Origin of the sequence: Ruminococcus champanellensis 18P13 = JCM 17042 (assembly GCF_000210095.1) — a bacterium.
Taxonomy (GTDB): domain Bacteria; phylum Bacillota; class Clostridia; order Oscillospirales; family Ruminococcaceae; genus Ruminococcus_F; species Ruminococcus_F champanellensis.
Window position 1 is genome coordinate 496,776 of record NC_021039.1, and the last position, 25,282, is coordinate 522,057.

The window sequence follows — 25,282 nt, forward strand, 5'->3', positions numbered from 1 at the left end:
TCGCTGGTTACACTATGAAATGGAACCATACGCAATCGCTTGGGCGGGATAAACCGAAAAGAACGTCCGTTTATATTCCGATCACTCTCCAGCCTTCCCGATTCCATTCAAATCCCCCTGTATCCTTCCAGAGCGAAGATGATTTCCTGCAAGCCTTGCAAAAACCGCCCCGCATGCGCACCGTCCATCTGGGTGTGGTGGAACTGAAACGACAGCTTCAGCGTCGTCCGGAAAAGCCCCCTGTGATATTTGCCCCAGATGATGAACGGGTTGTTGAAAATGCCGCTGTTCATGCCGACAGCCCCGTCGATTTCGGTATCCACAATGGCGGATGTACCGATCACCATGCTGTCTGTCAGATCGTGATTTTCGCAGCGTTCCGCCACCTGGCATGTCAGGCGCAGATAGTCAACGTTGAACCCGGCAAGACTGTCCGAGAAGGGCACATCGCAGGAGCTGACCTGACCGGTCTTGTTTTTCACAATGGTATTGACCGCAATGCTGTCATATTGCAGCAGTTCGCATCCCACCGGGAGCAGATAAAACTCTCTGACCTGGCTTGCTGCCTTGCCGATGCACCAACAAAGGAGCATATTGAACTTATAGCCCCGTTTGCGACTGAGCCGGATCAGCGGCGTAACATCCATCGTCTTGAAAAAAGTCACCATAGGGTTCGGTGCATGCATCCAGAGGTCAAATGCTGATGCACGGGTGGTTAATTTCGGATCGATCACAGTGGGTTTCATTCTGCACGCTCCAAAGCTGCAAGATCTCCCGATTGAATCGCAGAGATATTACGCTTTATTTTTTTCTCGTTCCAATCCCACCAGCGCAGGGCTTCCAGCTTCTCGATGGTTGCATCGTCAAATCGCTTGCGGATGGGCTTTGCGGGAACGCCACCCACAATGGTGTAGGGTGGCACATCCTTTGTTACTACAGCATGCGTACCGATGATTGCACCGTCACCGATTTTTACGCCCGGCATGATGACTGCCTCATAGCCGATCCACACATCGTTGCCGATTATAGTGTCGCCCTTGTTGTCCCATGCGGCACAGATGTTTTTCGCATCCAGATCCCACTCGTCAAAGAAAATGGGGAAAGTGTAGGTAGACAGGGACTGCATGGAATGGTTTCCGCTGGTAAACAGAAATTTTGCGCCGCAGGCGATGGAGCAGAATTTTCCGATTTTCAGTTTATCCCCGTTGACAGGGTAGTGATACAGCACATTGTTCTTCTCAAAATCACAGGGATCGTGGACGAAATCGTTGTAGATCGTATAGTCGCCGACTTCGATATTTGGCTTTGTGATCACGTCCTTCAGATACACGATCTGCTTATCGTGGGGACGGGGGTAGACTTTGTTTTTCATTTTGCGCGCCTCCTGTTCAGAACAATTGCCCCGGCAGCGTCAGCTTTTCCTTCTTCGGAAATGTGGCTTCAAACTGTTCAAAGGCTTCCGGATTTTTCTCACAGACAAAATAGCCCTCCGGATCCTTGTAGGTGCCGGAAATGCCCTCCAGAAATCCCGGGGTCAGCTCCTTGATGAGAAAATAATCTGCCTCCGGGTCATCGGCATAGCGCACGCCCTTGGTTTTAGCCGGCACGAAGCCGGACTTGCCGTAAAACAAAATGTTACCGGTAATAGCCAGGGCACCTGCGCCCATTTCCCGAGCCTTTTCCATGGAATAGTCCAGTAGCTGCTTTCCGAAGCCCTGCCGCTTGTATGCAGGCGCAATGCCAATGGGGCCGAAGGTCATGATCGGCACCTTTCGCCCGTCGTCGCAATCAATTTCCGATCGCACATAGATGATCTGTCCGATCAGTTCGCCGTCCAGCTCCATCACAAAGTCCAGCTCCGGCACAAACGCCGGGTCATTCCGATAGCAGTGCAGCACGTAGTGCTCCATGCAGCCGGGGCGGTAGACATTCCAAAATGCCTCACGGGTCAGGTTCTCAACGGCTTTGTAATCGCCTTCGGTTTCCAGACAAATGGTAATATTCTTTTGTGACATGACTGATCTCCTTATTTCTGATTCCTATTTTTCGTTTGAAAATTCTGTGCTTGAGCAGAAGCGCCGTTTCTCCGGCTTACACGCTCCTCTGTGAACCGCCGCCATGCACCATACGAAAAAAGAGGCGAACATGGCTTTGAAGCATCTCCAAACATTCCGGTTCTCTTTCCGGCTGGCGGTCGCAGACGCCGATGAGCGTAATGACCGGGGCTACATACATCATGGCAAGTGCATCCGGATCTTCTGCCGCAATTTCGCCGGTTGCGATCAGAGCACGGAAAATACCGGCGTGATAGTGCAGGATGCGCTCCACATATCGTTTGGAGTAGAGTGCTGCCAACTCCGGCGAGCGGAATTGCTCAATGGTCATCATACGGCGAAAGCGGCTGATGGTATCATTGTGGAGAGAATACTCGAAGATTTGCCGCACCTTTTCAAACAGTGCATCCTCGGTGATCTCCGTGAAAACCGGAATATCCCTTTGCACATTCTGCACATGGATGTGAATCTTATCGGTATCTGCTTCATACTGCGCCGCCGTGGATTTCACAATGGCGTCAAAAATAGCCTGCTTACTTGGGAAGTGGTTATAAAGCGAGGGCGCTTTGATGCCCACCGCTTTTGCAATTTCTCCTACGCTGACGGAATCGTATCCCTGCGTAGAGAACAGTTCCAAAGCCTTATCCCAAATTCTCTGGGTTGTATCCTCCTGTTTCATGACCAAACCTCGCTAACTAATATTCGTTAGTTTTATTATAGTCATTTTTGGCGAAATGTCAAGCGGATACGCTTACATGATTTCCTGCACCGCAGCATGGCTATGGCTTGCGGCGGAAGCTGCACCTGTCCATCGGGACGGATCAACGAGTGGCATGAGAACATGCTCCTTCCTCCTCAGAGGATGATCCGTGCGATTTCCATGGTCACGATTTTCAGCATCGCACCGCCGGACATGACATAGAACCAGACCTGGCGTGCCTGCTGCGTCTTTGCAATGGGCGTGGCAATGGCGGCAACGATAATCAGAAATGCGCCAATGCAGCCCACGATGGTAGGAATGCTGATGAGGGGGAACAGTCCCGGTGCGCAGCTGCCATCGATGGCGTGCTGTATGGTCTTGTCCAGACCGTCCCGTGCCGATGCAAAGCAGCAGATCACAAGACCGAATACCAGCAGGATAACGCTCCGGCGTCCCCAATACTGTATATTTACACGGTGGAAGATGGAATAGCCGATAAATCCCAGCAGTGCCAGAATCATAAGCGTGGTCGCTGTTGTGACAGCATTTCCAAAATAAAGCTTCATAGTTCCTCAGCCTCCTTTCTGTATTGCAGAATGACCACTCTGCATGCATCGCAGCAGCAGGCAGGGACGCTGGTTCGTCCCCCCACCTTCAGCCCGGTGAGCTTCACAAAGCCTTCTGCATGCTTGGCATTTTCCAAGGCACCCGGCACTTCATTTGCAAAGCTGAACGCACCGTCCTTGCTGCTGAACAAATAGCCCTTTCTCATTTCTTTTCCGCATTTCGGACACAGCATAATAAATCCCTCCAATTCTGATTGCAGTGTGCTGTATATCCAGTACGGTATTTGCGTTTCCGTCTGCCCGTCATTGTGAAGCATCATGCTCCTTCGGCGTGGGGCTTTCTGTAGCCGGATTCAATCTTGGCGATAAAGCGGTCAATATGTGCACACAGCATCGGCGCAACGCTTTCTTTTTCGTTTGCTCCATCGTAAACACTGTAAAGCAGGAACATGGGACCATAGAATTCCAGCGCCAGCTGCATAGCGGCATCATCGGAATCCGTCAGCTTTCGGAAAATCGCCGCCATGTACTTGGTGGGCCCGGTTGCCAGATAATCGTGATAAAGCTGTGCGAGCTTTGGATCCCGGTATTGCTCCAGGGTCAGCATCTTGCGAAAATTCGAGGAGAACGGTTCTTTCGTCCAATGGTCAAACTGTGCCATGCTGTATGTTCGGATCTTTGCAATCGGCGTGTGCAGATAAGCCTCCGCAAAGCCGTCCGGCTCTGTTTCTGGCATTTCATATGCTTCGGCACGTTCATAGTCCATTTTATTCATCCGTTCCACAATGCTGTCCAAAATCTCCTGCTTGCTTGCGTAGTGCTTATACAAAGCGCCTTTGGTGATCCCCAGTTCCTTGGCAATGTCATGCATAGATGTTCCCAGATAACCGCTCTGCGCAAATAATGCAAGGGCGGTTTCCAGGATGCGTTCCTTTGTATCTCCTGCCATGATCTCACTCCTTGATCTATAGTAACCGTTCGGTTACTTATATTATAGCAACCGAACGGTTACTTGTCAAGGGGCTTTTAAAAATTTCGGATATTTTTGCGCAACATTTTTTCTATGGAAAACAGAAAAGGAGAGGTGCACATGCTCCTCTCCTTGTTTTTATATCGTATCGCCCCAGGGCGTCACCCGACAAAGCAGGCTGCACCGGACGGTGACCCGGCTTTTGCCTCCCAGCGTGCAGGTGAACAGGGTCATGTCCCACTGACCGGCAAACATTTCTTCCATATCATAGCCGTCAATGATCTGGGTCTGGTCCACCTGGTAGATATATACTCTGCCGGACAGGTCGATGAACCGGATGATATCATCGCTGACCAGTTGCCCGATCCTGCCGAAGTGCCGGGAATAGTTGTGGGCGGCGATCAGCAGATCCCGGCTTTCCGCCGATCCCTTATACCGGCAGGGGGTCTTTTTCAATCCCTGCTTGCTCAGTTCCTGCCGCACCGGCAGTTCCACCCCCAGCGCCGGGATCTGCAGGACTCCGATGTATCGCTCCCCATCAATGACCAGGGATGCCTCCTCCTGTGCAGGATAGATTTCCATGGGCTCTGCCGGCTCCGTCACGCCGGATACCGGCTCTTCCAGAGCAGGCAGGCTACAGGAGGTGCGCAGCTGCGCCAGCACCTGTTCCGACTGTTCCTCCGCTGCCTGATCCGTATACAGGTTATACCCGGTGAGCCCTGCCCCCAGCAGGATGCACAGTGCTCCTGCCAGCATGCAGAGCCGTCCGGCTCGTTTGTGTTTCATGCTTGCTCCTATCCATATATGGCAACGCCCCACAAAGCCTTGCTCCGTGGGGTGTTGATGCATTACGATCGCTTCTTCCGGGTGATCCGCCAGCCCAGTGCCAACAGTCCCGATCCTCCCAGCACCAGCAGGGGAATGGGCCACCAGAGCTGTCCGGTCTGGGGCAGCTTGCCCGTGTTGTTGGAGCCGGTGTTCCGACTGGTGGTCACTACCGTTGTACTGCCGGTGTTGGTGACGGTGAATGCCTCTTTGTATGTCTTGCCGGATTTGACCTGCTGCTGAGTATAGCTGACGGTGCAATCCCCCGGCACCTGTTCCTCGATCACTGTCCAGCGGCTGGTGTTGTCCAGCTTGCTCCAGGTATATTCCCAGTTGTTTGCATCGTTCAGGGTCTGGGTGTCATACAGTGTGCCGCCCCGGTACAGCCGCACCCGGATCTCCGGCGTCTTGTCCGCATTTACCCAGATTTTCTGCACGGTACGATCCGTTTGACTGTGATATTCCGCACCACTGATGAGCCGGATCTTCGGCACAATGGTTCTGTCCAGACTCCAGTCCGGATTGTCATACTGCCCGCCGTCTGCAATGCAAAGCAGTGTGGGTACGGACAGGTACATGCCGTTTTCATCCTTCAGCGGTTCCCCCAGCACCAGGTAATACCCGGTCTCCAGGTTTTCGGCAGTAACCGTGCCGTCGGAGGATGCAACAGCGGAAAAATCCGGTGTAATGCCATAAGCCACTGCGTATGCTTCCAGGGTGGAGGCGGCAGTGCGGGCTCCATCCTCCGTGCTGAGATCCGGCTTCACCGGCAGTCCGGCAAAAGCACCGGTCAACTCCAGAGTATCCCCCTTGGGCACATCCGCCACCCGGAACACCTGCCAGTACATGTCCGTAACGGGAATGTTTGCAGATTTACTGTCAATGGTCAGTCGGCCCTTTGCTGCTGCATGCACCCCGGTCATCTCGGCACACAGGAGCACCAGACTGCATAGCAGGGTAAATATCACCGCTGTCCGGATGGGTTTGATTCGTGTCATGCTTCTCACCAGCCTTTAGTTCTGTTTCCAGGCGCTGCTTCTGCGCTCTGGTTTTCTTTTCGTGTGCTTGCTGCAAGGTGCTGCTCAGCATGGAGCCGACAAACAGCAGCAGCATCAATGCGCCCCCCAGAATAGCAGCGATCATCCCCGGCTCCAGCTGCACTGCGTCAGCGGATACCCGGACGTTCAGCTCCGGTGCGGCGTTTTCGATCCGTCTGCCCCGCACCAATAGTCGGTGGGTATTCACTCCGTAGGGGGTGCAGGTCAGCAGGGTGATGTAATCCTCCCCTTCCTGGATGGCAAGCCGGTTCACCGCCTGTGGCTCTACGATCTCGATTTTGTCCACCTGATAGGTCAGCACCTGGTTCAGAATGGTGACCGTAAACACATCCCCCACCACCAGCTTGTCCAGGTCGCTGAACAGCTTGGCTGAGGGCAGCCCCCGATGGGCGGATAGAATGGCGTGGGTGGATCTGCCCCCGATGGGCAGCGTGGTGCCTTCCAGATGTCCCACCGCCACGTTCAGCACCTCCTCGCTGGTGCCGTGGTAAATGGGCAACTGCACCTGGATCTGGGGGATGGTGATATACCCCATGATCCCGGAACCGGCAATGTTCAGCGCATCCGCATAGCCGGGTACATCCTGGTAGCTGTTCAGGGGAGCACCGGTGGCCTTGAGCCGCTGGTTGTAATCCTCTGCGGCCTGGAACATGGCGCTGTAATCCTCCTGGGACATGCTGTTCATGGTTTCGTCGTACCGGGCAATGGCGTAGCTTTGATGCTTGGTGTTCAAGTAATCGCTGACAGTCGGATAGAGCATCACGGAGAGTCCCACAAGAAAAAACAGGATGAGAATGAGCGTGGCGATCCAGCCGTGCTTTTTCTTTTTTGCTGTCTTCAACTTATGGAACACTCCCTAATGCTCACCCGCAGGGGATTCCTGCGGGCAAGCTTAGATTTTCACGGAGCAGCCTGACGCTGCGCCGGGTGGGTCGGATTATTCTTCGTCCTTCTTCATTCTCTTCTTGGTAATCAGTGCCACGCCGGAGCCGAGCACCAGAACGCCGCCCAGACCGTAGAAGATGGTGGTACCGATACCGCCGGTGGAGGGCAGTGTGGAGCCTTCCTTGTTGACGATATCGTTGTCCATATTCTTGCTGCCGGTCAGTGCCAGGTTGGCTGCTGTGCCGGATGCGCTCTCATTGTGGGCTGCCGCAATCACAATCTGCACATCAGCGCAGGTGTTGTAGCCGGTGGGTGTGGTGGTCTCACGGAGGGTGTATGTACCGGCATCCAGACCGATGATGTTAAATTTACCGTCAGCGGCGGACTTCATTTCCGCAGCGGCTTCGCCGGACTTGATGGGACGGTATGCATTCTTTGTTGTGTCAAAGATCAGACCGATTTCGGTGGTGCCTGCTGCATCGTAGAGCCGGAATCCGGCATTCTGCAGTTCATTGCCGGCGAGCGCTTCATTCTTGTACTTGGTGTTGTCCACGCCGTAGGTGAATGCCCAAACGTAATCCTCCGGTGTTTTACCGGTCTGGCTTGTGCCAGTGCCAGTGGAATCCGGGTTGTTGGAGTATTCCAGGTATACCTTGTTGTTGTTGACATGATCCTTGTCTCCGTCGGTAACATCACTCTTGGAAACGATAGCGTTTTCGTTCAAGTGTGCGTTATACACAACCTCGACCACGATTTCCTGTTCGCCCCAGGTGATGCTGGAGGGAACCAAGGGCTTTACATCGTTAATGGTCAATTCCCAGGACAGACCTGCCTTATCGGCAGCGCCAGTAGCGGTTTCTGTATAAGCCGTAACGGGGTTGCCTGCAACGGTTACGCTGGCAATGCTGTCAAAGGTAACGCCTGCGCTCATGCTGTCGTGGAACACCAGTTTATATGCATCATATGCTTTGATCTGGTCATTTGCCGGAATTTTCGCAGTCAGCTTGAACTGGAACTGCTCGTTGATGGCATGATCCGCAGTTTCGCCCCAACCCTCTGCATCTGTGCTGTTGGTGTCCTTGTCTGCGGCTTCGTCCTGGATCTGCTTGTCCACTGTGGGTTTTGCAGTCTTGACGGCAACGTGTGCTTCTCCGGCAACCTGTACGATCCAAGCGGAGTTGGCATCATCTTTGTCGTCCAGGTTGGTGACGTCCTTCACAACGTAGTAGCCGTCCTCCAGCCCGTCGATTGTCAGATTGGGGCTGCTCGAAGAAACAGTTTTGCATGCGGTACCCAGCGTGATCATGCTGACAATGCTTCTTGCATCTGTACCGCTCATTGCGGATACAATGGCGTCGTCCACCTTTGCACCGGCTGTAACTGCTGCGCTGTTATATGCGGTAATGCCATCAGCCCAAACCAGATTGCTGAGCTTGCCGTTTACAAGATCGCCCTTGAAAATCTGGTATATTTCAAAATCATGCTGCTCCGCGCCGATGCCGGTGATTTCAATGGATGCGGCGGATGCGGTAAAGGGGACTGCTACCATAGCCATGGGAGCTACCATGCATGCTGCAAGTGCGATGGCTGCAAATTTACTGGACTTTTTCATAAGATCAATTCCTTTCTGAATTTGAATGTTTTGTTTGGATATGCTTGTTTATTCAATGCCCTTAGGCTGAGGAACGGAACTGTTTTTGCCTTCGCAGAACGAAGAGGCCTGCGGCGGCGGTCATCAGGGAAATGCCGATGAGCCGATGGGCGAAGGTGCCGGAGCCGCCGGTGGAGGGCATCACAACGCCGGTGGTTTTGCTTGGGGTATTGCACACAGTGATGCTGCCGTCCTTGCCGGTGATGTACTTGTCGCCCGGACTGTTCTCGTACAGATAGCTTGCGTCATAACCGCTGAAGTCCTTTTCCACCGCCCAATAGTAGTAGGGATTTCCGTCTGCATCTGTTGCGGGCAGGTTTTCAGCCGTTGCCGTCCAGCCGGTGTCTTTCCGGATCTCCAGATTCTGCACCCAGGTGGGGGAGGAGGATCCGTTTGCCGCCGCCAGAACCGGTTTAATGCTGTCCATGCCCTGTTGGGAAGTGGTGTTGAAGTATAGGAACACACTTTCCAATGTGCCAGTACCGTTATACCGATATATTATGAGTTTTGAACTAGTTGGCGGTGTCAGCTTTATATGGATCAATCCATCCGACTCCGCATCTGCAAACTGATATGATTTATAATTCGGGTGGATGTGAACCTGTCCATCTCCGCCGCTTGCAAGATCACTGATCTTCAAAGCGATTTCCGTGATGTTGGTGTAGTCAAATGCGGAAAGGTCAATTTCAGTACCGAATACTACATTGTCCAACTGAACGGTGTTCCCGCTTGGCGGACTCTTTCCGGTGGTGGTTACCGTTGCAGTGGTTGTTGTGGTGACTGCCATGGTGGTGATTTTTTCCTGGTTTGGCACGTCCGCCGGATTGGTGGAACGGTGGATCTCCACCACTACGGTGTCACTGTCATGGCTGTTGGTGGCATGATCCGACCAGACCTTATGTATTCCGATCCGGATGCCCTGGGTGGTGGTTGCAGCCGCCGTGGTAGTGGTAGCCGGTGCGGTGGTAGTAGTGGTCTGCACGGTTGTGGTGGTAGTGGTTTCTGTAGTTGTGGTGGTTTGTGTGGTTGTGGTGGATTCGTCCGATGCAGTTGTGGTGGTAGCAGCTGTACCAGTGCCGGTTGTGGTTGTGACGACTGTCGTGTTGTTGGTGTTGGAAATCACAATCATACCGATGGTACTCAAACCGTTGCCGCTGTAGGATACGGTGTATCCATCCGGAACATCAAGCTCCTTGACGTAGTAGAAGTATCCCTTTTCTACATTTTCCCACTTATATGCCCAGTTGTTGGTGCTGTTTAAGGTAATAGGTTCGCCGCTCTTTTGTGCGTCCGTCAACTGGGACAGATCCTCCACGGCATCCTGGCTCTTGTAAAGCTGAACCCGGACATTGTCTCCCTCGTGGGATGTTCCCTCCGGATCACCTACCCACTGCTTTTCCACGGATACATCCATGGGCTTGGTGGATTTGAGCCCGTAGTAGGAATAGAAGTGAGCCTCGCCGCCGGTAAAGGCGTTCCTGGCAATGACATTGCCCTCAAAGTTACCGCCGGTGACGATGGAGCCATCCTCACGGCAATTGATTTGTACCGTTGCATTCGGAGCCACCAGATGCCCTGTTAGATGTTTAACGCTTACATCCGTTGCATCCGGGAAATTCCAGATCAGATTGGCACCGTCCAGGTTTGCCTCTCCTCCGTGGATCGCACCTGAAAGACCTTTAAACATATTAGAGGATTGCTGTTCGTTGACGGTAACGAATTTGTCGACATTGGAGTATTCAAAGGTGAAATAAGTGTCTGTCACATCGGGGATTGTAATTGTATAACCGTTTCTGGCCATTCCATCAACTATTTTTTCTGTTGTTGCACCGGTACTGCTCGTGAAGTTGATTAATCCGATCTGGTCGTAAATGTTTTTCGGGATTATGATATCCGTAGCCGTGACCGTGCTCACATCAATATCCAATTTCTTGCCAGACGTGTGATTATATGTCTGCGTCAGATCGGATGCCTGTACGACCCATACATGGGAGCCGGTTTCCGTTGCTTTCGCCTGTGACCACGCCCGGATGTTCTGAAAGGCTTGCGCAAAATCTATGTACGGATCAGTGACCTGCACATAGTTTGTTCCGAGGAATACATTGTCTTCCTTGGTTTGATAATAGAATGCAAGGTTCTCTTTGTCCGCCTCATCCAGATATGCGCCGCAGCTGTAATTATAAGCTTCTATAATATTCTTTGCGTAAGAGGGTGCCTTTGCGGCATCACCGCTGGCACTTTTACCGGTATAATCGTTTCCTACAGCCATCGCACCTACAACGTGGTTGTGGGTAGTCAGGTCGTTTTCTATAAACAGATTATAACTGGACAGAATGTTTTCGATGGTATATGCTTTGTCGTATTTGGGGTCTCCCCCTGTCATACTCACCGCCGGCATCATCAGCGCCGAGCAGACAAAAGAGATCACCAGCGCAGAGAGCATCAGGAATACGGCAAAGTAGCGTGCCTGATTCCGGTGCGTATGCAGGATCTCTGTGACCTGCTGCGATTGTTTGCGCATTCCTGTCACCTCCCTTTAATCCAGGAAACCCAGTCGCTCCAGGGGCCAGACCCGTAAAAATACCTTTCCGATCACATACTCGTCCGCAATGCAGCCAACCGCTGTGGTGCGGCTGTCCACCGAGGTTTCCCGGTTGTCCCCCATCACGAAGATCCGGTTGTCCGGCACTTGATAGGGGAAGTCGATGTCGCACTGCCCCAGTTTTTTTTTCGTGATGTAAGGCTCGTCCAACTGACTGCCGTTGACGAATACGTTGCCGCTGTCGTCGATTTCAATGGTGTCCCCGGCTGTGCCGATGACCCGCTTCAGCAGCACCTTGTTGTTGTAGTAAAATGCCACCAGATCCCCGGACTGAAACCGGCTGCTTTTGAGGCATACCACGATCTCCTTTGGCTGCAGTGTTGGCTCCATGCTGGAGCCGGTGACCCGGAAGATGGGGAAGAACAGCATGGCTGCCAGCACCGCCACCGCCGCCACTACCAGCAGGGAGAAAACCGTCTGCCGGAAGATGCGCCGGCTGTTCTGCTTACGTCGCAGCCGTTTCAGTTCTCCTTCAATCTGCCGGACAGTGAAGCCCCGGGCTTCATTCTGTTCCTGCATCGGTATCATCTCCCGCCTTTGGCACCTGTGGGTGTTCTGCCTGGATACTGTTCAGGTAATCCTCCGCCGCCTGCTGGGCAGCCTCAAACACCTTGTTCAGCTTCAGGGCGGCTTCTGCAATGCTGCCCGTCTGCTCCAGGGTGATCCGCCGATCCAGAAGCTTTTGGTTCAGTTCCTGGTTCTCCTGCCGGAGCTGGTCGATCTCCTCCTGCATTTGCAGCATCAGCTCCAGAAGTTCTGTGCGCCGGAGCTTTCTGAGTTCCTTTTGTTTCATGCTTGACTCCAATAAATCTACTGTAAGTATATTGTAATTGTTTTTCGCATGGACAAGAGCATTTCCTTTATTGTGTTTTCATTATAGCACCGTGCATCAAAAAATGCAATAGCTCTGACTGCACTCAAGAAAGTTTGTAGGATTGCACAAAAGTTGCACAAGGCAGATATACAGGTTTACTGTGTCCTCTGCTTTTTATTAATGCTTTTTTTGTAATACCGAAAAAGCATACAACAAATAGTAATTTCCTTGCGAAATATGATCGGTGTTTTCGGTTGACAGAAACCAGCCGGAGTGTTATCATGGAGAAAACCCGGCATGCGCCGGAGTAAGGAGGCTTGTACATGCACCACTGGACAGTACAGTACAATACATTGACGGCGGCGGAGTTTATCCGGCTCTGGGAAAGCGTGTGGGACGGCGCCCCCACCCGGGAGCAGGTGCAGCTTGCCCTGGCGCACACGTTATTCCGTGTGGCAGTGTATGATGGGGAACAGGTTATTGGCATGGCACGGATGCTGGGAGATCTGGGCATGAACTACTATATCAAGGATGTGGTGGTATTGCCCGCTTATCAGCGCCAGGGGGTGGGCAGACTGCTTCTGGAGGAACTGATGAAATATATCCGGGAAAACGGCGTGCCGGGGACGGATATTTTCGTGGAGCTGTGCGCCGTGCCGGACAAGATTCCCTTTTATGAACGGTTCGGCTTTACTTATAATGAAGCCAAGCGGCTCATGCGTATGTGCCATGTGGACTGACCGAACAGAAAAACACTGCCCAGAGCCGGAACGATGCTCTGGGCAGTGTTTTCTTATGTAAGCCGCCCGGTACACCGGGCAGCAGCTGTTTTACAGATTAGCCGCAAAAGGACTTGAGCAGCTCACACAGCTTTGTGAAAAACGCATTACACATGATTTCGCTCTCCTTGATTTATTTCCCCTGGGGGATTGAGTTGAGGCAACACCCCGCAAAGCATGCCCGGCGGCTGTGCGCAGCTTCTGCCGTACAAGCCTTGTGAGGTGTTGTCTATAGTATATCATATCGGTAGGAATTGTGCAATGCAAAGCTTCTGGCAGGGATCCTGCCGTTCATTGGATCCATGCCGGAAACAAAAAGGGCGGACAGAAACCTGTCCGCCGTGGGTGCGCTTTATTGCTTTTCCTGTTGCCGCTTGTGCATCAGCGTATGGATGCCGAACCAGGTCAGTGCCCCCAGGGTGCCGGAGATGATGTCTCCCATGGTGTTGGTGTTGTCCCCCTGCATGTTGATGCCCAACAGGTTGTCGGCAGTGAACTCGTAGATCTCCCAGATGCCGGCACCGGCGATGGCGAAGAACATGGAGAACAGTCGGCACAGCAACGGTTCTGCCGGAGTATGCCGCCTCCCGGCAAGGGCGTGGATGAGAATCAGTCCTCCCTCCGCCAGGACGATGCCGCTGGTGTAGTGAACGAACTTATCGTAAAACCCCAGGTAATGGTACAGGTTCAGTGCCGATCCCAGCACCGCCGCCAGCACCTCAAAGCCGAATGCCATGCAGTAGAACCGGAAGGGGAATCGCCATACCACTCCGGTCAGCAAAAAGACGGCGGCAAAGGAGCCGATGAGCTTTGCGCTGGTGGTTTCCAGCCCGGTGAGCCGGGTGATGATCGCTGCCAGAACCGTCAGCGCCAATACGATCAGAGAAACGGTCAGTTTTTTTCCGGTGTCCTGCTTTTGCATCAGATGCCTCCTGTTCTCTGGCGTCAGTGCTCCAGCAGCAGGCGCTCGTCACAGTATTCACATTCCAGTGTAGTGCCCTCGCCCCGGAAGCTCTTGGGCAGATAGTGTTCCTGCTGGGTGATACAGCTGGGATTCTTGCAGCATACGCCCTTGTGTACCTTGCCCTTGAGGAGTCGGGAGGGATTCTGGTTTTCCAGCATGGTCATGATCAGCGCCATGCGCACATACATGCCGTAGTGTGCCTGCTTGAAGTACATGGCACGGGGATCCTGATCCACCTCTACGGTGATCTCGTCCACCCGGGGCAGGGGATGCAGCACGATCATATCCGGACGGGCACGGCTCATTTTCTTGGCATCCAGCACATATGTATCCTTCTGGGCAAGGTATGCTTCCTCGCTGGTGAAGCGCTCCTGCTGGATCCGGGTCATGTACAGCACGTCCAGAGAGCCGATCACCTGGTCCAGGGAGCTGACCTCGGTAAAGGTGCCGCCGTTTGCCTTGATGATGTCCTTAACATAGAAGGGGAGCCGCAGCTCCGGGGTGGAGATCAGCACAAAGTGGTTGTTTTTGTAGCAGCTCAGCGCCTTGCACAGGGAGTGCACGGTTCTGCCGTTGAGCAGATCTCCGCACAGCCCCACGGTAAGTCCATCCAGTCTGCCCTTTTCCACCCGGAGAGTCAGCAGATCCGTCAGAGTCTGGGTGGGGTGGAGATGCCCCCCGTCACCGGCGTTGATGACCGGGCAGTCTGTGGTGAGAGCTGCTGCCTTTGCCGCTCCTGCCATAGGGTGGCGGATGATGAGAATATCCGCATAGTTGCTGACGATCTTGGTGGTATCCTTCAGGCTTTCCCCTTTGGATACAGAGGAGGTGGCCGGATTGTCAAAGCCGATGATGCTGCCTCCCAGCCGGATCATGGCAGCCTGGAAGGACATCTGGGTTCGGGTGGAGGGCTCGTAGAACAGGGTTGCCATGACCTTTCCCACACAGGCATGGGTGTACCGCTGGGGATGCTCCTTGATATCCGCTCCCAGTGCCACGATCTGGTTCCACCAGGAAACCGGGTAATCGTTCAGGTCGATCAGATGCTGATAGCTTGCTTCCATAGGGATTCCTCTTTTCCATTCCCGCCGTACCTCCGGCACAGCAAATTTTATCTACAGGACGCTTGTCCCGTTGACCAGCATTGAAAAGCGCACATTCAGAAAGGTGCATGCACGCTTGCACAGGAGCATCCGCTCCAGGAAGATCTCGAAGTATTCCAGCACCGAGGACAGCTTGGTGTCGATTTGTAGATCCAGCAGCAGGGTGGATTTATCCGGGGAGAAGGTCAGGTCTGCATGCTCTACGGCGTAATTCACCCGGTCGTGGATATCAAAGGTGAGCAGATCTGCATTCCGCACCCGGCTCCGGCGCACGTCGGTTTTGTCTGCAATGATCAGCGCCGCAGAAATGGGGTCCAGGGGCTGGGCGGTGGCTTCATCGTGGTTGCCGATGGCGGATACAATGGAGCAGATCTCCTCCGCCGGCATACTCAGCTTATCCAGCAGACGGAACGCCATGACGGCACCGCTCTGGGCATGATCCGTCCGGTTGATCACGTTGCCGATATCATGCATGATCCCGGCGATCCGGGCAAGCTCCGCCGTCCGCTGGTCATAGCCCAGCTCTGTCAGAATCATGGCGGCAACCTCCGCCACCTTTTCCACATGGGGGAAGGAATGCTCCGTAAACCCCAGGCTTGCCAGAGCCTGATCCGCCCGGCGGATGTAGGTCATAATGTCCGGTTTTTGCTTGATGTATTTGTATGTGACAACGGTTGCCATGCTTACTCCTTCACGCCGTTTTCAAAGTATACCCCGTACCATACCAGGAACATGAACACCGTCCAGATCTTCCGGCTGTTGTCCGCCTTTCCGGCACGGTGATCCTCCAGCAGGGATACCAGCTTTTCTGTGTGGAAGAACTGCTCCGCCGCAGGGCTTGTAAAGCGATCCTTAACCAGATTGAAATAGGTATCCTCCTTGAGCCATACCCGGATGGGTACCGGGAAGCCCAGCTTCTTCTTGGCTGCGGTTTTGGCAGTCTGGGGAGGCGTATCCCGCTTTGCTGCCAGCCGCATCGCATACTTGGTGATATAGGGGGTGTGGGCGTCGGTGGATTCCGTGCGGGTCACCCGGTACCGGGTGGGGATCCGCTCTGCTACCCCCATGACCTCCTTATCCAGGAAGGGAACACGCAGCTCCAGGGAGTTTGCCATACTCATTTTGTCCGCCTTCAGCAGGATATCCCCGGTCATCCACAGGTGCAGATCCAGGTACTGCATCTTGGTCACATCGTCCTGATCCTTTACCTTGTCATAGAAGGGCTTGGTGATGACGGTGGGATCCGGTGCCTTTCCGGGCGCCTTCAGCAAAGCGCTCCGCTCTGCCGGGGTGAACATGTAGGCGTTGCCGATGAACCGCTCCTCCAGATCCTTGCCCTTGCGCACGAAGAAGTTGACCCCCCGCTTTGCAGGCAGCTTCCCGGCAATGGTGCCGATGCCCCGGCGCAGCCCTCTGGGCAGCTTGTCGTAGGCGGTGGAATTTGGCTCGCTGTATACGTTGTAGCCTCCGAAGATCTCATCCGCCCCTTCTCCGGACAGCACTACCTTCAACTGTCTGGATGCCAGTTCGCATACAAAATACAGTGCGATGGCTGCCGGATCCGCCAGGGGTTCATCCATATGGTACTGGATCTTGGGCAGCTTTGCCCAGTATTCCTCCGGAGTGATGACCTTGCTGTAGTTTTCCTTGCCGATGGCTTTGGAAAAATTCTTTGCCCAGCCGATCTCGTTGTAGCGTTCATCCTCCCCAAACCCAACGGTAAAGGTTTTGTCCACGTCCGCAATGGCTGCTACATAGCTGGAATCCACGCCGGAAGACAGGAAGCTGCCCACCTCCACGTCTGCGATTTTATGCGCCTGGACGGAATTGTGGAAAATGTCGGAGATCTCGTTTACCCAGTCCTCCAGTTGGGGTTTGTTGTCCGCATCGAACTTGACCTCCCAGTAGCGCCTGGTGGTCAGCTTGCCGTTGGCGTAAGTAAAATAATGGGCAGCCGGCAATTTGTATACGTTCTTGAAAAAAGTCTCCTCTGTGGGGGAATACTGAAATGTCAGATAATTTTCGAGGGCTGTTTCGTTCAGCTCCTTTTTGAAGTGGGGATGCACCAGAAAGCTCTTGATTTCCGAGCCGAACAGGAAGCTTTCCCCCATGACAGCATAGTACAGGGGCTTGATGCCGAAAAAGTCCCGTGCCCCGAACAGTTCCTTTTTCACCGTGTCCCAGATCACGAAGCTGAACATGCCCCGCAGCCTGGGCAGCAGCTCCGGCCCGTATTCTTCGTAGCCGTGAATCAGAACCTCGGAATCGGTCTGGGTGCGGAACACATGCCCTGCCGCCAGCAGATCCTTCCGGATGTCCTGGTAGTTGTAGATCTCCCCGTTGAACACCAGCACCTTGGTGCGGTCCTCGTTGTAGATGGGCTGATCCCCCTGCTCGGTAATGTCGATGATGCTCAGCCGCCGGTGCCCCAGTGCAATGTCCCCATCCACATAGCGCCCTGCCGCATCCGGCCCCCGGTGACGGATCTGATCCATCATATCCTCAATGACCCGGTTGGAATTGTCAATGTGATTGGTAAACCCGGTGTATCCGCACATAGTTCGGCCTCCTAGCATCTGAAAAAACGCGGGAAATCCCCGCATGGCTTGTTTTTGTTGGAATGCCGTCTTTGCGGCATCGTCTTTATTATACTATAATTAAGCGGCAATTGCAAGATTTATTCCGAAAACCCTTGCAAAATCCGACGGATTCCAGTATAATGAGAAGGATGAGGATCAGAAATGGGGTTGTGCATAGTATGCACGGATGATTTTCGTCAGATTGCACAGAAATATCGTGAAAATACCCAGTATCTTTTTCTGGATTCTGTGCAGTTTCACAAGAATTTGGGGACAACCTCTTGTGTAGAATGAATCGATCGGGAGAAGGAATCAGGTATGGAAGGTTCGGGCAGAACGCCTCGGCGCCGGGGCAAGGAAACAGAGCATACGATCCACAATCGGAAGCGCAGGCCAAGGCTCCGGTTCCGGTTCGGGGTGATCGTGTTTATCTGGGTGGTGGTGTTTGCGTCCTGCTTCGGGCTGTATATGTTTGCCTGCAACCTGTTCGGAATGGATCCGGACCAGGAAAGCTCCGCCGACACCACCGAAGCCGCTTCGGACACCACCGAGTCTGCGCCGGAAACCACGGAGCCGGTCGCAACAGAGCCGGAAGCCACCGAGACGGAGCCTCCTGCCACCACTGCGCCGGCGGAGAACGTAAATCCCCTGCCGGAGCGGGACGCCAAGTCCGCCGACTACTTCGACGACTGCATCTTCGTGGGTGACTCCATTACCGTGGGTCTGTCCACCTATCAGTTTGTACCGGCGACCCGGGTCTATGCAACCATCGGACTGAATATTACCCGTGTGATGACGGAAACCGTGGCAACGGAATACGGCAAGATCCCGATCCTGGAGGGCATTGAACAGGCACAGCCCAAGTATGTGTATGTGATGCTGGGCAGCAACGGCATTGCATGGCTCTCCAACGAAACCATGCTCAAGCAGTACCACGAATTCACCTCCGCTGTACAGGAGGTTTCCCCGGATACGGAGATCGTCGTCATGTCCATTCCGCCGGTGACGGCAGGACGGGAGAATGCGTCCGAATCTCCCATCCAGAACTCGGACATCAACACCTATAACTCGGAGCTGCTGAAAATGGCGAACGAGTATGGGTATCACTATCTGGATATCAACACTGCCCTGAAGGGCAACGACGGCAAGCTGCCCGAGGCGGATGCCAGCAAGGACGGCATGCACTTCAACAAGGCGACCTACGAGGTTCTGGTAGACTATCTGTTGCGCCACACGCCTCTGTAGCACACAGACAGCGCCCGGCGGGTGCTGTGACAACTAGAAACAAGGAGAATGGATTATGTTATCAAAGAAAAAATGGATCGTACTCATCTGCGCAGCGGCACTGACCCTGTCTGCATGCACCGCATGCGGCGGCAGCGCCTCCTCCGGGGGCGGAAACAATACCTCCTCCACCGCACAGGCAAGCAAGACCCCAGCCCAGATCAGCAAGGAGGTCATGGACAGCGGCATTGAATTTCCCGAAATGATTGAGGTCAATGCGGATAATCTGAAGCTCCAGTACTCTCTGGAGGATGGAGATTTCCAGGAATTCGGCGTGTACTGGTCCGGCAATGCGGCATATGCGGATGAGGTCTGCGTGATCCTGGCAGCGGACGGCAAAGCTGACAAGGTGAAGGATGCGGTCAATCAGCGTCTGGAATCCCAGAAGACTGCCTTCAAGGATTATGTAAAGGAAGAATACGACCGGCTCTGCACCACCAGCGTCAGCACCAAGGGCAACTATGTGTACTGGGTGTGCACCAAGGACAACGCCAAGGCAAACGATATCATCACCAAGGCCATCGGCTGATCCCCAAGGCAAACGAAAGCGGCATCTCAGAACGTCTGAGATGCCGCTTTTAGCATAGCGCCAACACGAGCTAGTTCATCATATCCCTGAGGTAGCTGCACTCCTCGTTTTCATGACGGCTGGGGCGGGACATGAGCTTGCCCAGGGCATCCCGCACGTCACTGCCCTCAAAGAGCACATGGTATAGCTGCTCGGTGATGGGCATATCCACACCCATTTGCTGCGCCAGCTTGTATGCCACATGACAGCAGAAATAGCCCTCTACAGTGCCCACCTGCTTGACCGCATCCTCCGGCTTGACGCCCTCTCCGATGAGGATGCCTGCCCGGCGGTTCCGGCTGTGCATGCTGGTGCAGGTAACGATCAGATCTCCGATGCCTGCCAGGCCGGAGAAGGTGGCAGCTCTCGCCCCCATAGCCACTCCCAGCCGGGCGATCTCGTGGATGCCCCGGGTCATCAGGGCAGCCTTGGTGTTGTCCCCGTAGCCCAGACCATCGCAGATGCCGGCGCACAGGGCAATGATGTTTTTCAGAGCGCCTCCCAGCTCACAGCCTACGATATCGTCGTTTTCGTAGATCCGGAAGCACTGGTTGGACAGGGTCTCCTGCACATAAGCGGCGGCAGCGGCGCTTTTGGATGCTGCCACCACGGCGGTGGAAATGCACCGTCCCACTTCCTCGGCGTGGGAGGGGCCGGTCAGCACCACAATGGCTGCCTGGGGGATCTCCTCCGTGAGCACCTCGCTGAGCAGCTTCATGCTGCCCTCCTCCAGACCCTTGCCCGTGTTCACCACCACCATATCCGAGGTGATGTAGGGGGAAGCCTCCCGTGCCACGCTGCGCACAAAGGAGGAGGGAATGCCAAACAGCACCAGATCGCTGCCCCGGATGCATTCCAGGGAGGCGGACAGACCGATCTCCGGTGGGATCACCACTCCCGGCAGCTTCTGCACCTGTTCCCCGTTTTTGCGGATGTCATCCAGTTCCTTCTGGAACTTGGACCAGACCGTGATATGATGCCCGTGCTTGTGGAGCATGACAGCCAGACCGATGCCAAAGCCGCCGGATCCTAAAATCGTAATGTTAGCCATGCGTGTTCCCTCCTATGCTTTTTTACTGCGGAATGAAAACCGGTTTTCCGTGCCGTTGCGGAGCCGCTCAATGTTGCTGCGGTGCATGAAAATGACCTGGGCGGACATGATCGCCGACAGTACTACATACAGCACTGTATGTATCACAGAGGTGTGATAGACGAACAGGTGCAGCAGGCAGGTCACCACCGGGCAGAAGCTGGTGGCGATGATGGAACCGAGAGAAACGTATTTGCTGCGCCACAGCACCAGGGAAAAGATGCCGATCAGCACAGCAAATACGACGGGATCCACCACCAGAAAGATGGACACCCCTACCAGAACGCCCTTGCCGCCCCGGAAGCCGTAATACAGGGGGCGCACATGCCCCAGAATGGCGAAGATGCCGGCAATGTAGCCGATATAGGTGGTGTCAGCCCCGCTGGGGAAGGGGAGTCCTGCGCCCATCAGGCTGCACATGAGCCGGGCAAGCAGCACGGCGGCTACGCCCTTGAGCAGATCCCCTGCCAGTACCAGTCCTGCCATGCCCTTGCCGAAGCACCGGAGGGTATTGGTAAGCCCGGCGTTGTGACTGCCCAGCTCCCGGATATCCTGCCCCTTGATGAGCTTGGAAAAGAGAATGGCACTGTTGCAGCTACCCAGCAGATACGCCAGCAGGGCAGCCAGAAAGGTTGCCAGAATAAAGTGTCCCATGGTTATGATCGCTCCTCATCTGAAGGCGGTTCTGCATCGGTTTGCAGTGCCGCCGGAAATCACTGGTCTCCGCCGCCCCGTTCCCGGATCACGAACCGGATGGGTGTGCCGGTCAGCCCGAAGGTGGTGCGGATCTGGTTCTCGATATACCGCTGGTAGGAGAAGTGGAACAGATCCGCCCGGTTGACGAAGGTCACAAAGGTGGGGGGCTTGGTGGAGACCTGGGTCATATAGTAGATCTTCAGCCGTCTGCCCTTGTCGGAGGGAGGCTGCACCCGGGTGGTAGCATATGCCAGCACATCGTTCAAAGTGCCGGTGGAGATCCGGATGGCGTTCTGATTTGCCACAAAGTGGATCATTTCAAACAGCTTGTTGACCCGCTGCCCGGTCTTGGCGGAAATGAACACAAAGGGCACATAGGACATGAAGCTGAAATCCTTCTCCAGCTTTTCCTGGAATTCCTTCATGGTGTTGGTGTCCTTTTCGATCAGATCCCACTTGTTTACGGCGATGATGGACGCCTTGCCCTGTTCGTGGGCGTAGCCAGCCACCTTGGAGTCCTGCTCGGTAAAGCCGGTCTGGGCGTCGATCATGATGATGCATACGTCCGCCCGATCCACTGCCATATAGGCACGGAGCACGCTGAAATGCTCCACCCGCTCGGTGATCCGGGACTTTTTCCGGATGCCGGCAGTGTCGATGAACACGAACTTGCCCTGCTCATTTTCCACCACCGTGTCCGTAGCGTCCCGGGTGGTGCCTGCGATATCGGACACGATCACCCGTTCCTCCCCGGCGATTTTGTTGATGAGGGAGGATTTCCCGGCATTGGGCTTGCCGATGACCGCCACCTTGATGCAGTCTTCATCGTAGTCCTCTGCGTCGGTTTCGGGCAGGTATTTCAGGATCTCGTCCAGCATATCTCCGGTGCCGTGGCCGTGCTGAGAGGAGATGGGGAATGGCTCTCCGATGCCCAGATTGTAGAATTCATACAGCTCCAGGGGGGGCTCGCCGATGGTGTCGCATTTGTTCACCGCCAGCACCACGGGCTTACCGCTTTTCTGGAGCATATCCGCAACCGCATAGTCGTTGGCGGTGACGCCGCAGCGCACGTCCGTTACCAGCACGATCACGTCTGCCCGGTGGATGGCGACCTCAGCCTGTCGGCGCATCTGCGCCAGGATCACGTCGTCCGTGTCCGGCTCGATACCGCCGGTATCCACTACCATAAATTCTCGCCCCCGCCACTCGCACTTGCTGTAGATCCGGTCACGGGTGACCCCCGGGGTGTCCTCCACGATGGAGAGCCGCTGCCCGATGAGCTTGTTGAACAGGGTGGATTTGCCCACATTGGGGCGCCCTACTACTGCAACGATCGGCAATGCCATGCTTGATTCTCCTTTCTTTTTCACGATCCGGCGTGCATCGCAAACCGGTCATACACACAAAAAGGAGAAAAGGATCGCTCCTCTCCTCCTCATCGCTTTGCTGGGTTTTAGTCAGCGTTCAGCTTCAGAACCTCAACGCCCTTGTAGAATCCGCAAGCCTTGCAAACCTTGTGCGGAGCCTTCAGTGCGCCGCAGTTTGTGCACTTGCTCATTGCAGGAGCATCGAGCTTCCATACTGCGGAACGTCTCTTGTTCCGTCTCGCCTTGGAGACTTTATTCTTCGGTACTGCCATTTTGGCACCTCCTTACATTACTCCCGGAAAGAGTCTTATTTTGGGACGATGGCTTTACGCCAAACCGCCCTGGCAATCGCAGGAAGATGTGTTCAAGTTGCAGCCGCAGTGCATGCAAAGCCCCTTGCAGTCTTCTCTGCAAAGCAGCTTTGTAGGCAGCTGCAGCAGCAGATCGGTCACAGCGACCTCATCCACATCCAACTGCGCATCCTGTGCAACAATGTATTCATCGTTATCACGATTGACGGACAAAACAACCGTATGGGTAAAGGAAAACGAATACGGCCGGACAAACAACTCCAGACAACGGTCGCATTCCGCCGTCAGGACACAGTCCACTGTCAGATCCAGTGTGACGATCCCTGCCCGGTTCCGGAAGGTTCCGGTTACATGAACCGGCTGGTCAAAGCGATAACCCCGGATCTGAGAAAGCGCCTGAGGCGGGATCTCATAATCCACCGGCAGTGTATCGCCTTCCCGGTGAAACAGTTGTTTGAGTTGAAATGTCATGATGCTCCGTCCTTTTTTGTGCATCACAATCTATATTATATAGAATTGCGCACAGCTTGTCAATAGGATTTTTTAAAAAAGTATCACACAAACTGCATAACGCTCTCCGGCAGCTCATTGTTGTCTGCGGAGATGGTGAAAATGATCTGGGTATCGTTGCCGGAAAGAATGTTGAGCTTCTCCAGCATCTTGCCCAGCTCGTTGAAGTCCGGGCCACCGATTTTCAGAATGCCGTCGATGAAGATCTCCTTGATGTCGTAGTTGCCTGCGAACATGCCTGCGATAAAGCCATAGAATGCCTCATAGCCCTCGATGGCGAACCGGTCAGAGTCAACCAGACGAACCTTGTAGCTGATGTCGTAGGTGAGCTTTGCGCCCTTTTCGATGCAGATCAGGTCGCCGTTGGTGTCCTTGACTGCGTTGTTGATCATATCAACCAGGATCTTTGTTTTGCCTGTGCCCTTTTTACCTGTAATCAGTTTAATCATTTTATACTCCTTTCGCCGCCCTGCGGACAGCTCGTGTTTTTTATCAGACCGCCCCTGGCGGAAGTGGATCAGTTGAGCTTTGCCTCCAGTGCAGCCTTCTGGGATTCATACCCGGGCTTGCCCAGCAGAGCAAACATGTTCTTCTTGTAGCTTTCTACGCCGGGCTGGTTGAAGGGGTTTACCCCCAGCATGTAGCCGGAAACAGCGCATGCCTTTTCAAAGAAGTAGACCATATAACCGAAGCTTTCTTCCTTGGTGTCGTCCAGCTCCAGCACGATGTTGGGAACGCCGCCCTCGGTATGAGCCAGGATGGTGCCCTCCAGTGCCTTCCGGTTTACCACGCTCATATTCTGACCGGTCAGGAAGTTCAGACCGTCCAGGTTCTCGGCATCGTCCTCCAGGTACAGATCCTGCTTGGGCTGCTTGATGTCTACCACGGTCTCGAACATGAGTCTGGAGCCTTCCTGGATGTACTGGCCCATGGAGTGGAGATCCGTAGAGAAGATCACGCTTGCAGGGAACAGCCCCTTGTTGTCCTTGCCTTCGCTTTCGCCGAACAGCTGCTTGTACCATTCGTTCATCATGGCAAAGGAGGGATCGTAGGAAACCATCAGCTCTACGCTCTTGCCCTTGCGGTAGAGGATGTTGCGGATGGCAGCGTACTGGTAGCAGTCATTTTCAGCAAAGGGAGCAGCGAAATCCTCCCGTGCCTTCTGTGCGCCCTGCATGATGGCAGCAATGTCGCAGCCTGCAACGGCGATGGGCAGCAGACCAACTGCGGTCAGCACGGAGAACCGGCCTCCGATGTCGTCTGCGATCACGAAGGTCTCGTAGCCCTCGGTATCAGCCAGGCTCTTGAGGGTGCCTCTCTTGGCATCAGTGGTGCAGAAGATCCGGGACTTTGCGCCCTCCTTGCCGTACTTCTTTTCCACCAGGTTCTTGAAGATCCGGAACGCCAGTGCCGGCTCTGTAGTGGTGCCGGACTTGGAGATCACGTTGACTGCGATGTCCTTGCCCTCACAGATGGAAAGCACCTCATTCAGGTAAGTGGGGTTGATGTTGTTGCCCACATAGTAGATGTCCGGGGTATCCTTCTTCATATTGTTATAGAAGGGGGACTTGAGCAGCTCGATGGCTGCCCGGGCGCCAAGATAGGAGCCGCCGATGCCGATGACGATCAGGATGTCCGCAGTTTCCTGGATCCGCTTGGCAGCAGCCTGGATCCGTGCGAATTCCTCCTTGTCGTAGTTGACGGGCAGATCTACCCAGCCCAGAAAGTCGCTGCCCAGTCCGGACTTGTCCTGCAGGGTTTTTGCAGCAAGCTCAACCTGGGGTGCAATGCCGGTCATTTCGTCCGGATTGATGAACCCTTCCAGATATTTTTTGTTCAGCTTCAGTGCCATGATGATTGTCTCCTCCAGATCAGAAAAAGAAAGTCTTTTTCAACATTTACGAGC

Annotated in this window: 28 protein-coding genes; 3 read left to right on the top strand and 25 right to left on the bottom strand. The window is 54.3% G+C overall.

Features of this window, described 5'->3' with window-relative positions; all coding sequences use genetic code 11:
- Positions 1–107: 107 nt before the first annotated feature.
- The 14 genes from RUM_RS02185 to RUM_RS02250 all read right to left on the bottom strand — a co-directional run bounded on the left by RUM_RS02185 (position 108) and on the right by RUM_RS02250 (position 12,104).
- Positions 108–746 (bottom strand): CatA-like O-acetyltransferase, family 2, encoded by a 639-nt coding sequence (locus RUM_RS02185; protein ID WP_015557589.1) that lies wholly within the window; start codon positions 744–746, stop codon positions 108–110.
- A complete protein-coding gene (locus tag RUM_RS02190) occupies positions 743–1,372 on the bottom strand; it encodes a CatB-related O-acetyltransferase (protein WP_015557590.1) in 630 nt (209 codons plus the stop codon). The genes RUM_RS02185 and RUM_RS02190 overlap by 4 nt, the downstream gene beginning before the upstream one ends.
- Positions 1,373–1,388: 16 nt before the next feature.
- Positions 1,389–2,015, bottom strand: a complete 627-nt coding sequence (locus RUM_RS02195) for a GNAT family N-acetyltransferase (protein WP_015557591.1) — start codon at positions 2,013–2,015, stop codon at positions 1,389–1,391.
- A 76-nt stretch (positions 2,016–2,091) separates the two neighbouring features.
- Positions 2,092–2,733, bottom strand: coding sequence for a TetR/AcrR family transcriptional regulator (locus RUM_RS02200; RefSeq protein WP_015557592.1), 642 nt, complete (start codon positions 2,731–2,733; stop codon positions 2,092–2,094).
- Positions 2,734–2,909: 176 nt separating this feature from the next.
- A complete protein-coding gene (locus RUM_RS02205; RefSeq protein ID WP_015557593.1) occupies positions 2,910–3,320 on the bottom strand; it encodes a hypothetical protein in 411 nt (136 codons plus the stop codon).
- A complete protein-coding gene (locus tag RUM_RS02210; RefSeq protein WP_015557594.1) occupies positions 3,317–3,553 on the bottom strand; it encodes a PF20097 family protein in 237 nt (78 codons plus the stop codon). The genes RUM_RS02205 and RUM_RS02210 overlap by 4 nt, the downstream gene beginning before the upstream one ends.
- Positions 3,554–3,636: 83 nt before the next feature.
- Positions 3,637–4,269 (bottom strand): TetR/AcrR family transcriptional regulator, encoded by a 633-nt coding sequence (locus RUM_RS02215; protein WP_015557595.1) that lies wholly within the window; start codon positions 4,267–4,269, stop codon positions 3,637–3,639.
- A gap of 159 nt (positions 4,270–4,428) precedes the next feature.
- A complete protein-coding gene (locus tag RUM_RS02220; RefSeq protein WP_015557596.1) occupies positions 4,429–5,076 on the bottom strand; it encodes a sortase in 648 nt (215 codons plus the stop codon).
- A gap of 62 nt (positions 5,077–5,138) precedes the next feature.
- Positions 5,139–6,113 (bottom strand): Cna B-type domain-containing protein, encoded by a 975-nt coding sequence (locus RUM_RS02225; protein WP_081459952.1) that lies wholly within the window; start codon positions 6,111–6,113, stop codon positions 5,139–5,141.
- A complete protein-coding gene (locus tag RUM_RS02230) occupies positions 5,995–7,026 on the bottom strand; it encodes a class C sortase (protein ID WP_277352386.1) in 1,032 nt (343 codons plus the stop codon). The genes RUM_RS02225 and RUM_RS02230 overlap by 119 nt, the downstream gene beginning before the upstream one ends.
- 84 nt (positions 7,027–7,110) lie before the next feature.
- On the bottom strand, positions 7,111–8,670 hold the full coding sequence (locus RUM_RS02235) for an isopeptide-forming domain-containing fimbrial protein (RefSeq protein WP_015557598.1): 1,560 nt from the start codon (positions 8,668–8,670) through the stop codon (positions 7,111–7,113).
- 61 nt (positions 8,671–8,731) lie between these two features.
- Positions 8,732–11,230 carry a collagen-binding domain-containing protein gene (locus RUM_RS02240; RefSeq protein ID WP_015557599.1) on the bottom strand — a complete coding sequence of 833 codons (2,499 nt, stop codon included), beginning with the start codon at positions 11,228–11,230 and terminating at the stop codon, positions 8,732–8,734.
- A 15-nt stretch (positions 11,231–11,245) separates the two neighbouring features.
- Positions 11,246–11,830, bottom strand: coding sequence for a signal peptidase I (gene lepB / locus RUM_RS02245; RefSeq protein WP_015557600.1), 585 nt, complete (start codon positions 11,828–11,830; stop codon positions 11,246–11,248).
- Positions 11,814–12,104 (bottom strand): hypothetical protein, encoded by a 291-nt coding sequence (locus tag RUM_RS02250; protein ID WP_015557601.1) that lies wholly within the window; start codon positions 12,102–12,104, stop codon positions 11,814–11,816. The genes lepB and RUM_RS02250 overlap by 17 nt, the downstream gene beginning before the upstream one ends.
- A gap of 344 nt (positions 12,105–12,448) precedes the next feature.
- Between RUM_RS02250 and RUM_RS02255 the strand changes: the two genes are divergently transcribed.
- On the top strand, positions 12,449–12,865 hold the full coding sequence (locus tag RUM_RS02255) for a GNAT family N-acetyltransferase (RefSeq protein WP_015557602.1): 417 nt from the start codon (positions 12,449–12,451) through the stop codon (positions 12,863–12,865).
- A 391-nt stretch (positions 12,866–13,256) separates the two neighbouring features.
- Here RUM_RS02255 and RUM_RS11875 read toward each other — a convergent pair whose 3' ends face one another.
- The 4 genes from RUM_RS11875 to asnB are packed head-to-tail and all read right to left on the bottom strand — an operon-like array spanning position 13,257 to position 17,529.
- Positions 13,257–13,826 carry a DUF2238 domain-containing protein gene (locus tag RUM_RS11875; RefSeq protein ID WP_015557604.1) on the bottom strand — a complete coding sequence of 190 codons (570 nt, stop codon included), beginning with the start codon at positions 13,824–13,826 and terminating at the stop codon, positions 13,257–13,259.
- Positions 13,827–13,849: 23 nt separating this feature from the next.
- Positions 13,850–14,932 (bottom strand): aspartate carbamoyltransferase, encoded by a 1,083-nt coding sequence (gene pyrB, locus RUM_RS02265; RefSeq protein ID WP_015557605.1) that lies wholly within the window; start codon positions 14,930–14,932, stop codon positions 13,850–13,852.
- Between the two features lie 51 nt (positions 14,933–14,983).
- On the bottom strand, positions 14,984–15,652 hold the full coding sequence (locus RUM_RS02270) for an HD domain-containing protein (protein ID WP_015557606.1): 669 nt from the start codon (positions 15,650–15,652) through the stop codon (positions 14,984–14,986).
- A 2-nt stretch (positions 15,653–15,654) separates the two neighbouring features.
- Positions 15,655–17,529 (bottom strand): asparagine synthase (glutamine-hydrolyzing), encoded by a 1,875-nt coding sequence (gene asnB / locus RUM_RS02275; RefSeq protein ID WP_015557607.1) that lies wholly within the window; start codon positions 17,527–17,529, stop codon positions 15,655–15,657.
- A 339-nt stretch (positions 17,530–17,868) separates the two neighbouring features.
- Between asnB and RUM_RS02280 the strand changes: the two genes are divergently transcribed.
- Entirely contained in the window at positions 17,869–18,795 is a 927-nt protein-coding gene (locus RUM_RS02280) for a GDSL-type esterase/lipase family protein (protein WP_015557609.1), read from the top strand.
- Between the two features lie 55 nt (positions 18,796–18,850).
- Positions 18,851–19,363, top strand: coding sequence for a DUF4358 domain-containing protein (locus tag RUM_RS11880; RefSeq protein WP_015557610.1), 513 nt, complete (start codon positions 18,851–18,853; stop codon positions 19,361–19,363).
- Between the two features lie 70 nt (positions 19,364–19,433).
- Here the strand turns inward: RUM_RS11880 and RUM_RS02290 are convergent, their stop codons facing one another.
- The 7 genes from RUM_RS02290 to RUM_RS02320 all read right to left on the bottom strand — a co-directional run bounded on the left by RUM_RS02290 (position 19,434) and on the right by RUM_RS02320 (position 25,228).
- Complete coding sequence (locus RUM_RS02290) at positions 19,434–20,453, bottom strand: NAD(P)H-dependent glycerol-3-phosphate dehydrogenase (protein ID WP_015557611.1); 1,020 nt, start codon at positions 20,451–20,453, stop codon at positions 19,434–19,436.
- A gap of 12 nt (positions 20,454–20,465) precedes the next feature.
- Positions 20,466–21,146, bottom strand: coding sequence for a glycerol-3-phosphate 1-O-acyltransferase PlsY (gene plsY, locus RUM_RS02295; protein WP_015557612.1), 681 nt, complete (start codon positions 21,144–21,146; stop codon positions 20,466–20,468).
- A 59-nt stretch (positions 21,147–21,205) separates the two neighbouring features.
- Positions 21,206–22,534 carry a ribosome biogenesis GTPase Der gene (der, locus tag RUM_RS02300; RefSeq protein ID WP_015557613.1) on the bottom strand — a complete coding sequence of 443 codons (1,329 nt, stop codon included), beginning with the start codon at positions 22,532–22,534 and terminating at the stop codon, positions 21,206–21,208.
- Between the two features lie 107 nt (positions 22,535–22,641).
- Entirely contained in the window at positions 22,642–22,827 is a 186-nt protein-coding gene (gene rpmF / locus RUM_RS02305; RefSeq protein ID WP_015557614.1) for a 50S ribosomal protein L32, read from the bottom strand.
- 54 nt (positions 22,828–22,881) lie between these two features.
- The gene (locus RUM_RS02310; RefSeq protein ID WP_015557615.1) at positions 22,882–23,337 is read right to left on the bottom strand and encodes a YceD family protein; all 456 of its coding nucleotides are present in this window, start codon (positions 23,335–23,337) and stop codon (positions 22,882–22,884) included.
- 83 nt (positions 23,338–23,420) lie between these two features.
- Positions 23,421–23,825 (bottom strand): hypothetical protein, encoded by a 405-nt coding sequence (locus tag RUM_RS02315; RefSeq protein WP_015557616.1) that lies wholly within the window; start codon positions 23,823–23,825, stop codon positions 23,421–23,423.
- 68 nt (positions 23,826–23,893) lie between these two features.
- On the bottom strand, positions 23,894–25,228 hold the full coding sequence (locus RUM_RS02320) for a glucose-6-phosphate isomerase (protein ID WP_015557617.1): 1,335 nt from the start codon (positions 25,226–25,228) through the stop codon (positions 23,894–23,896).
- Between the last annotated feature and the right edge of the window lie 54 nt (positions 25,229–25,282).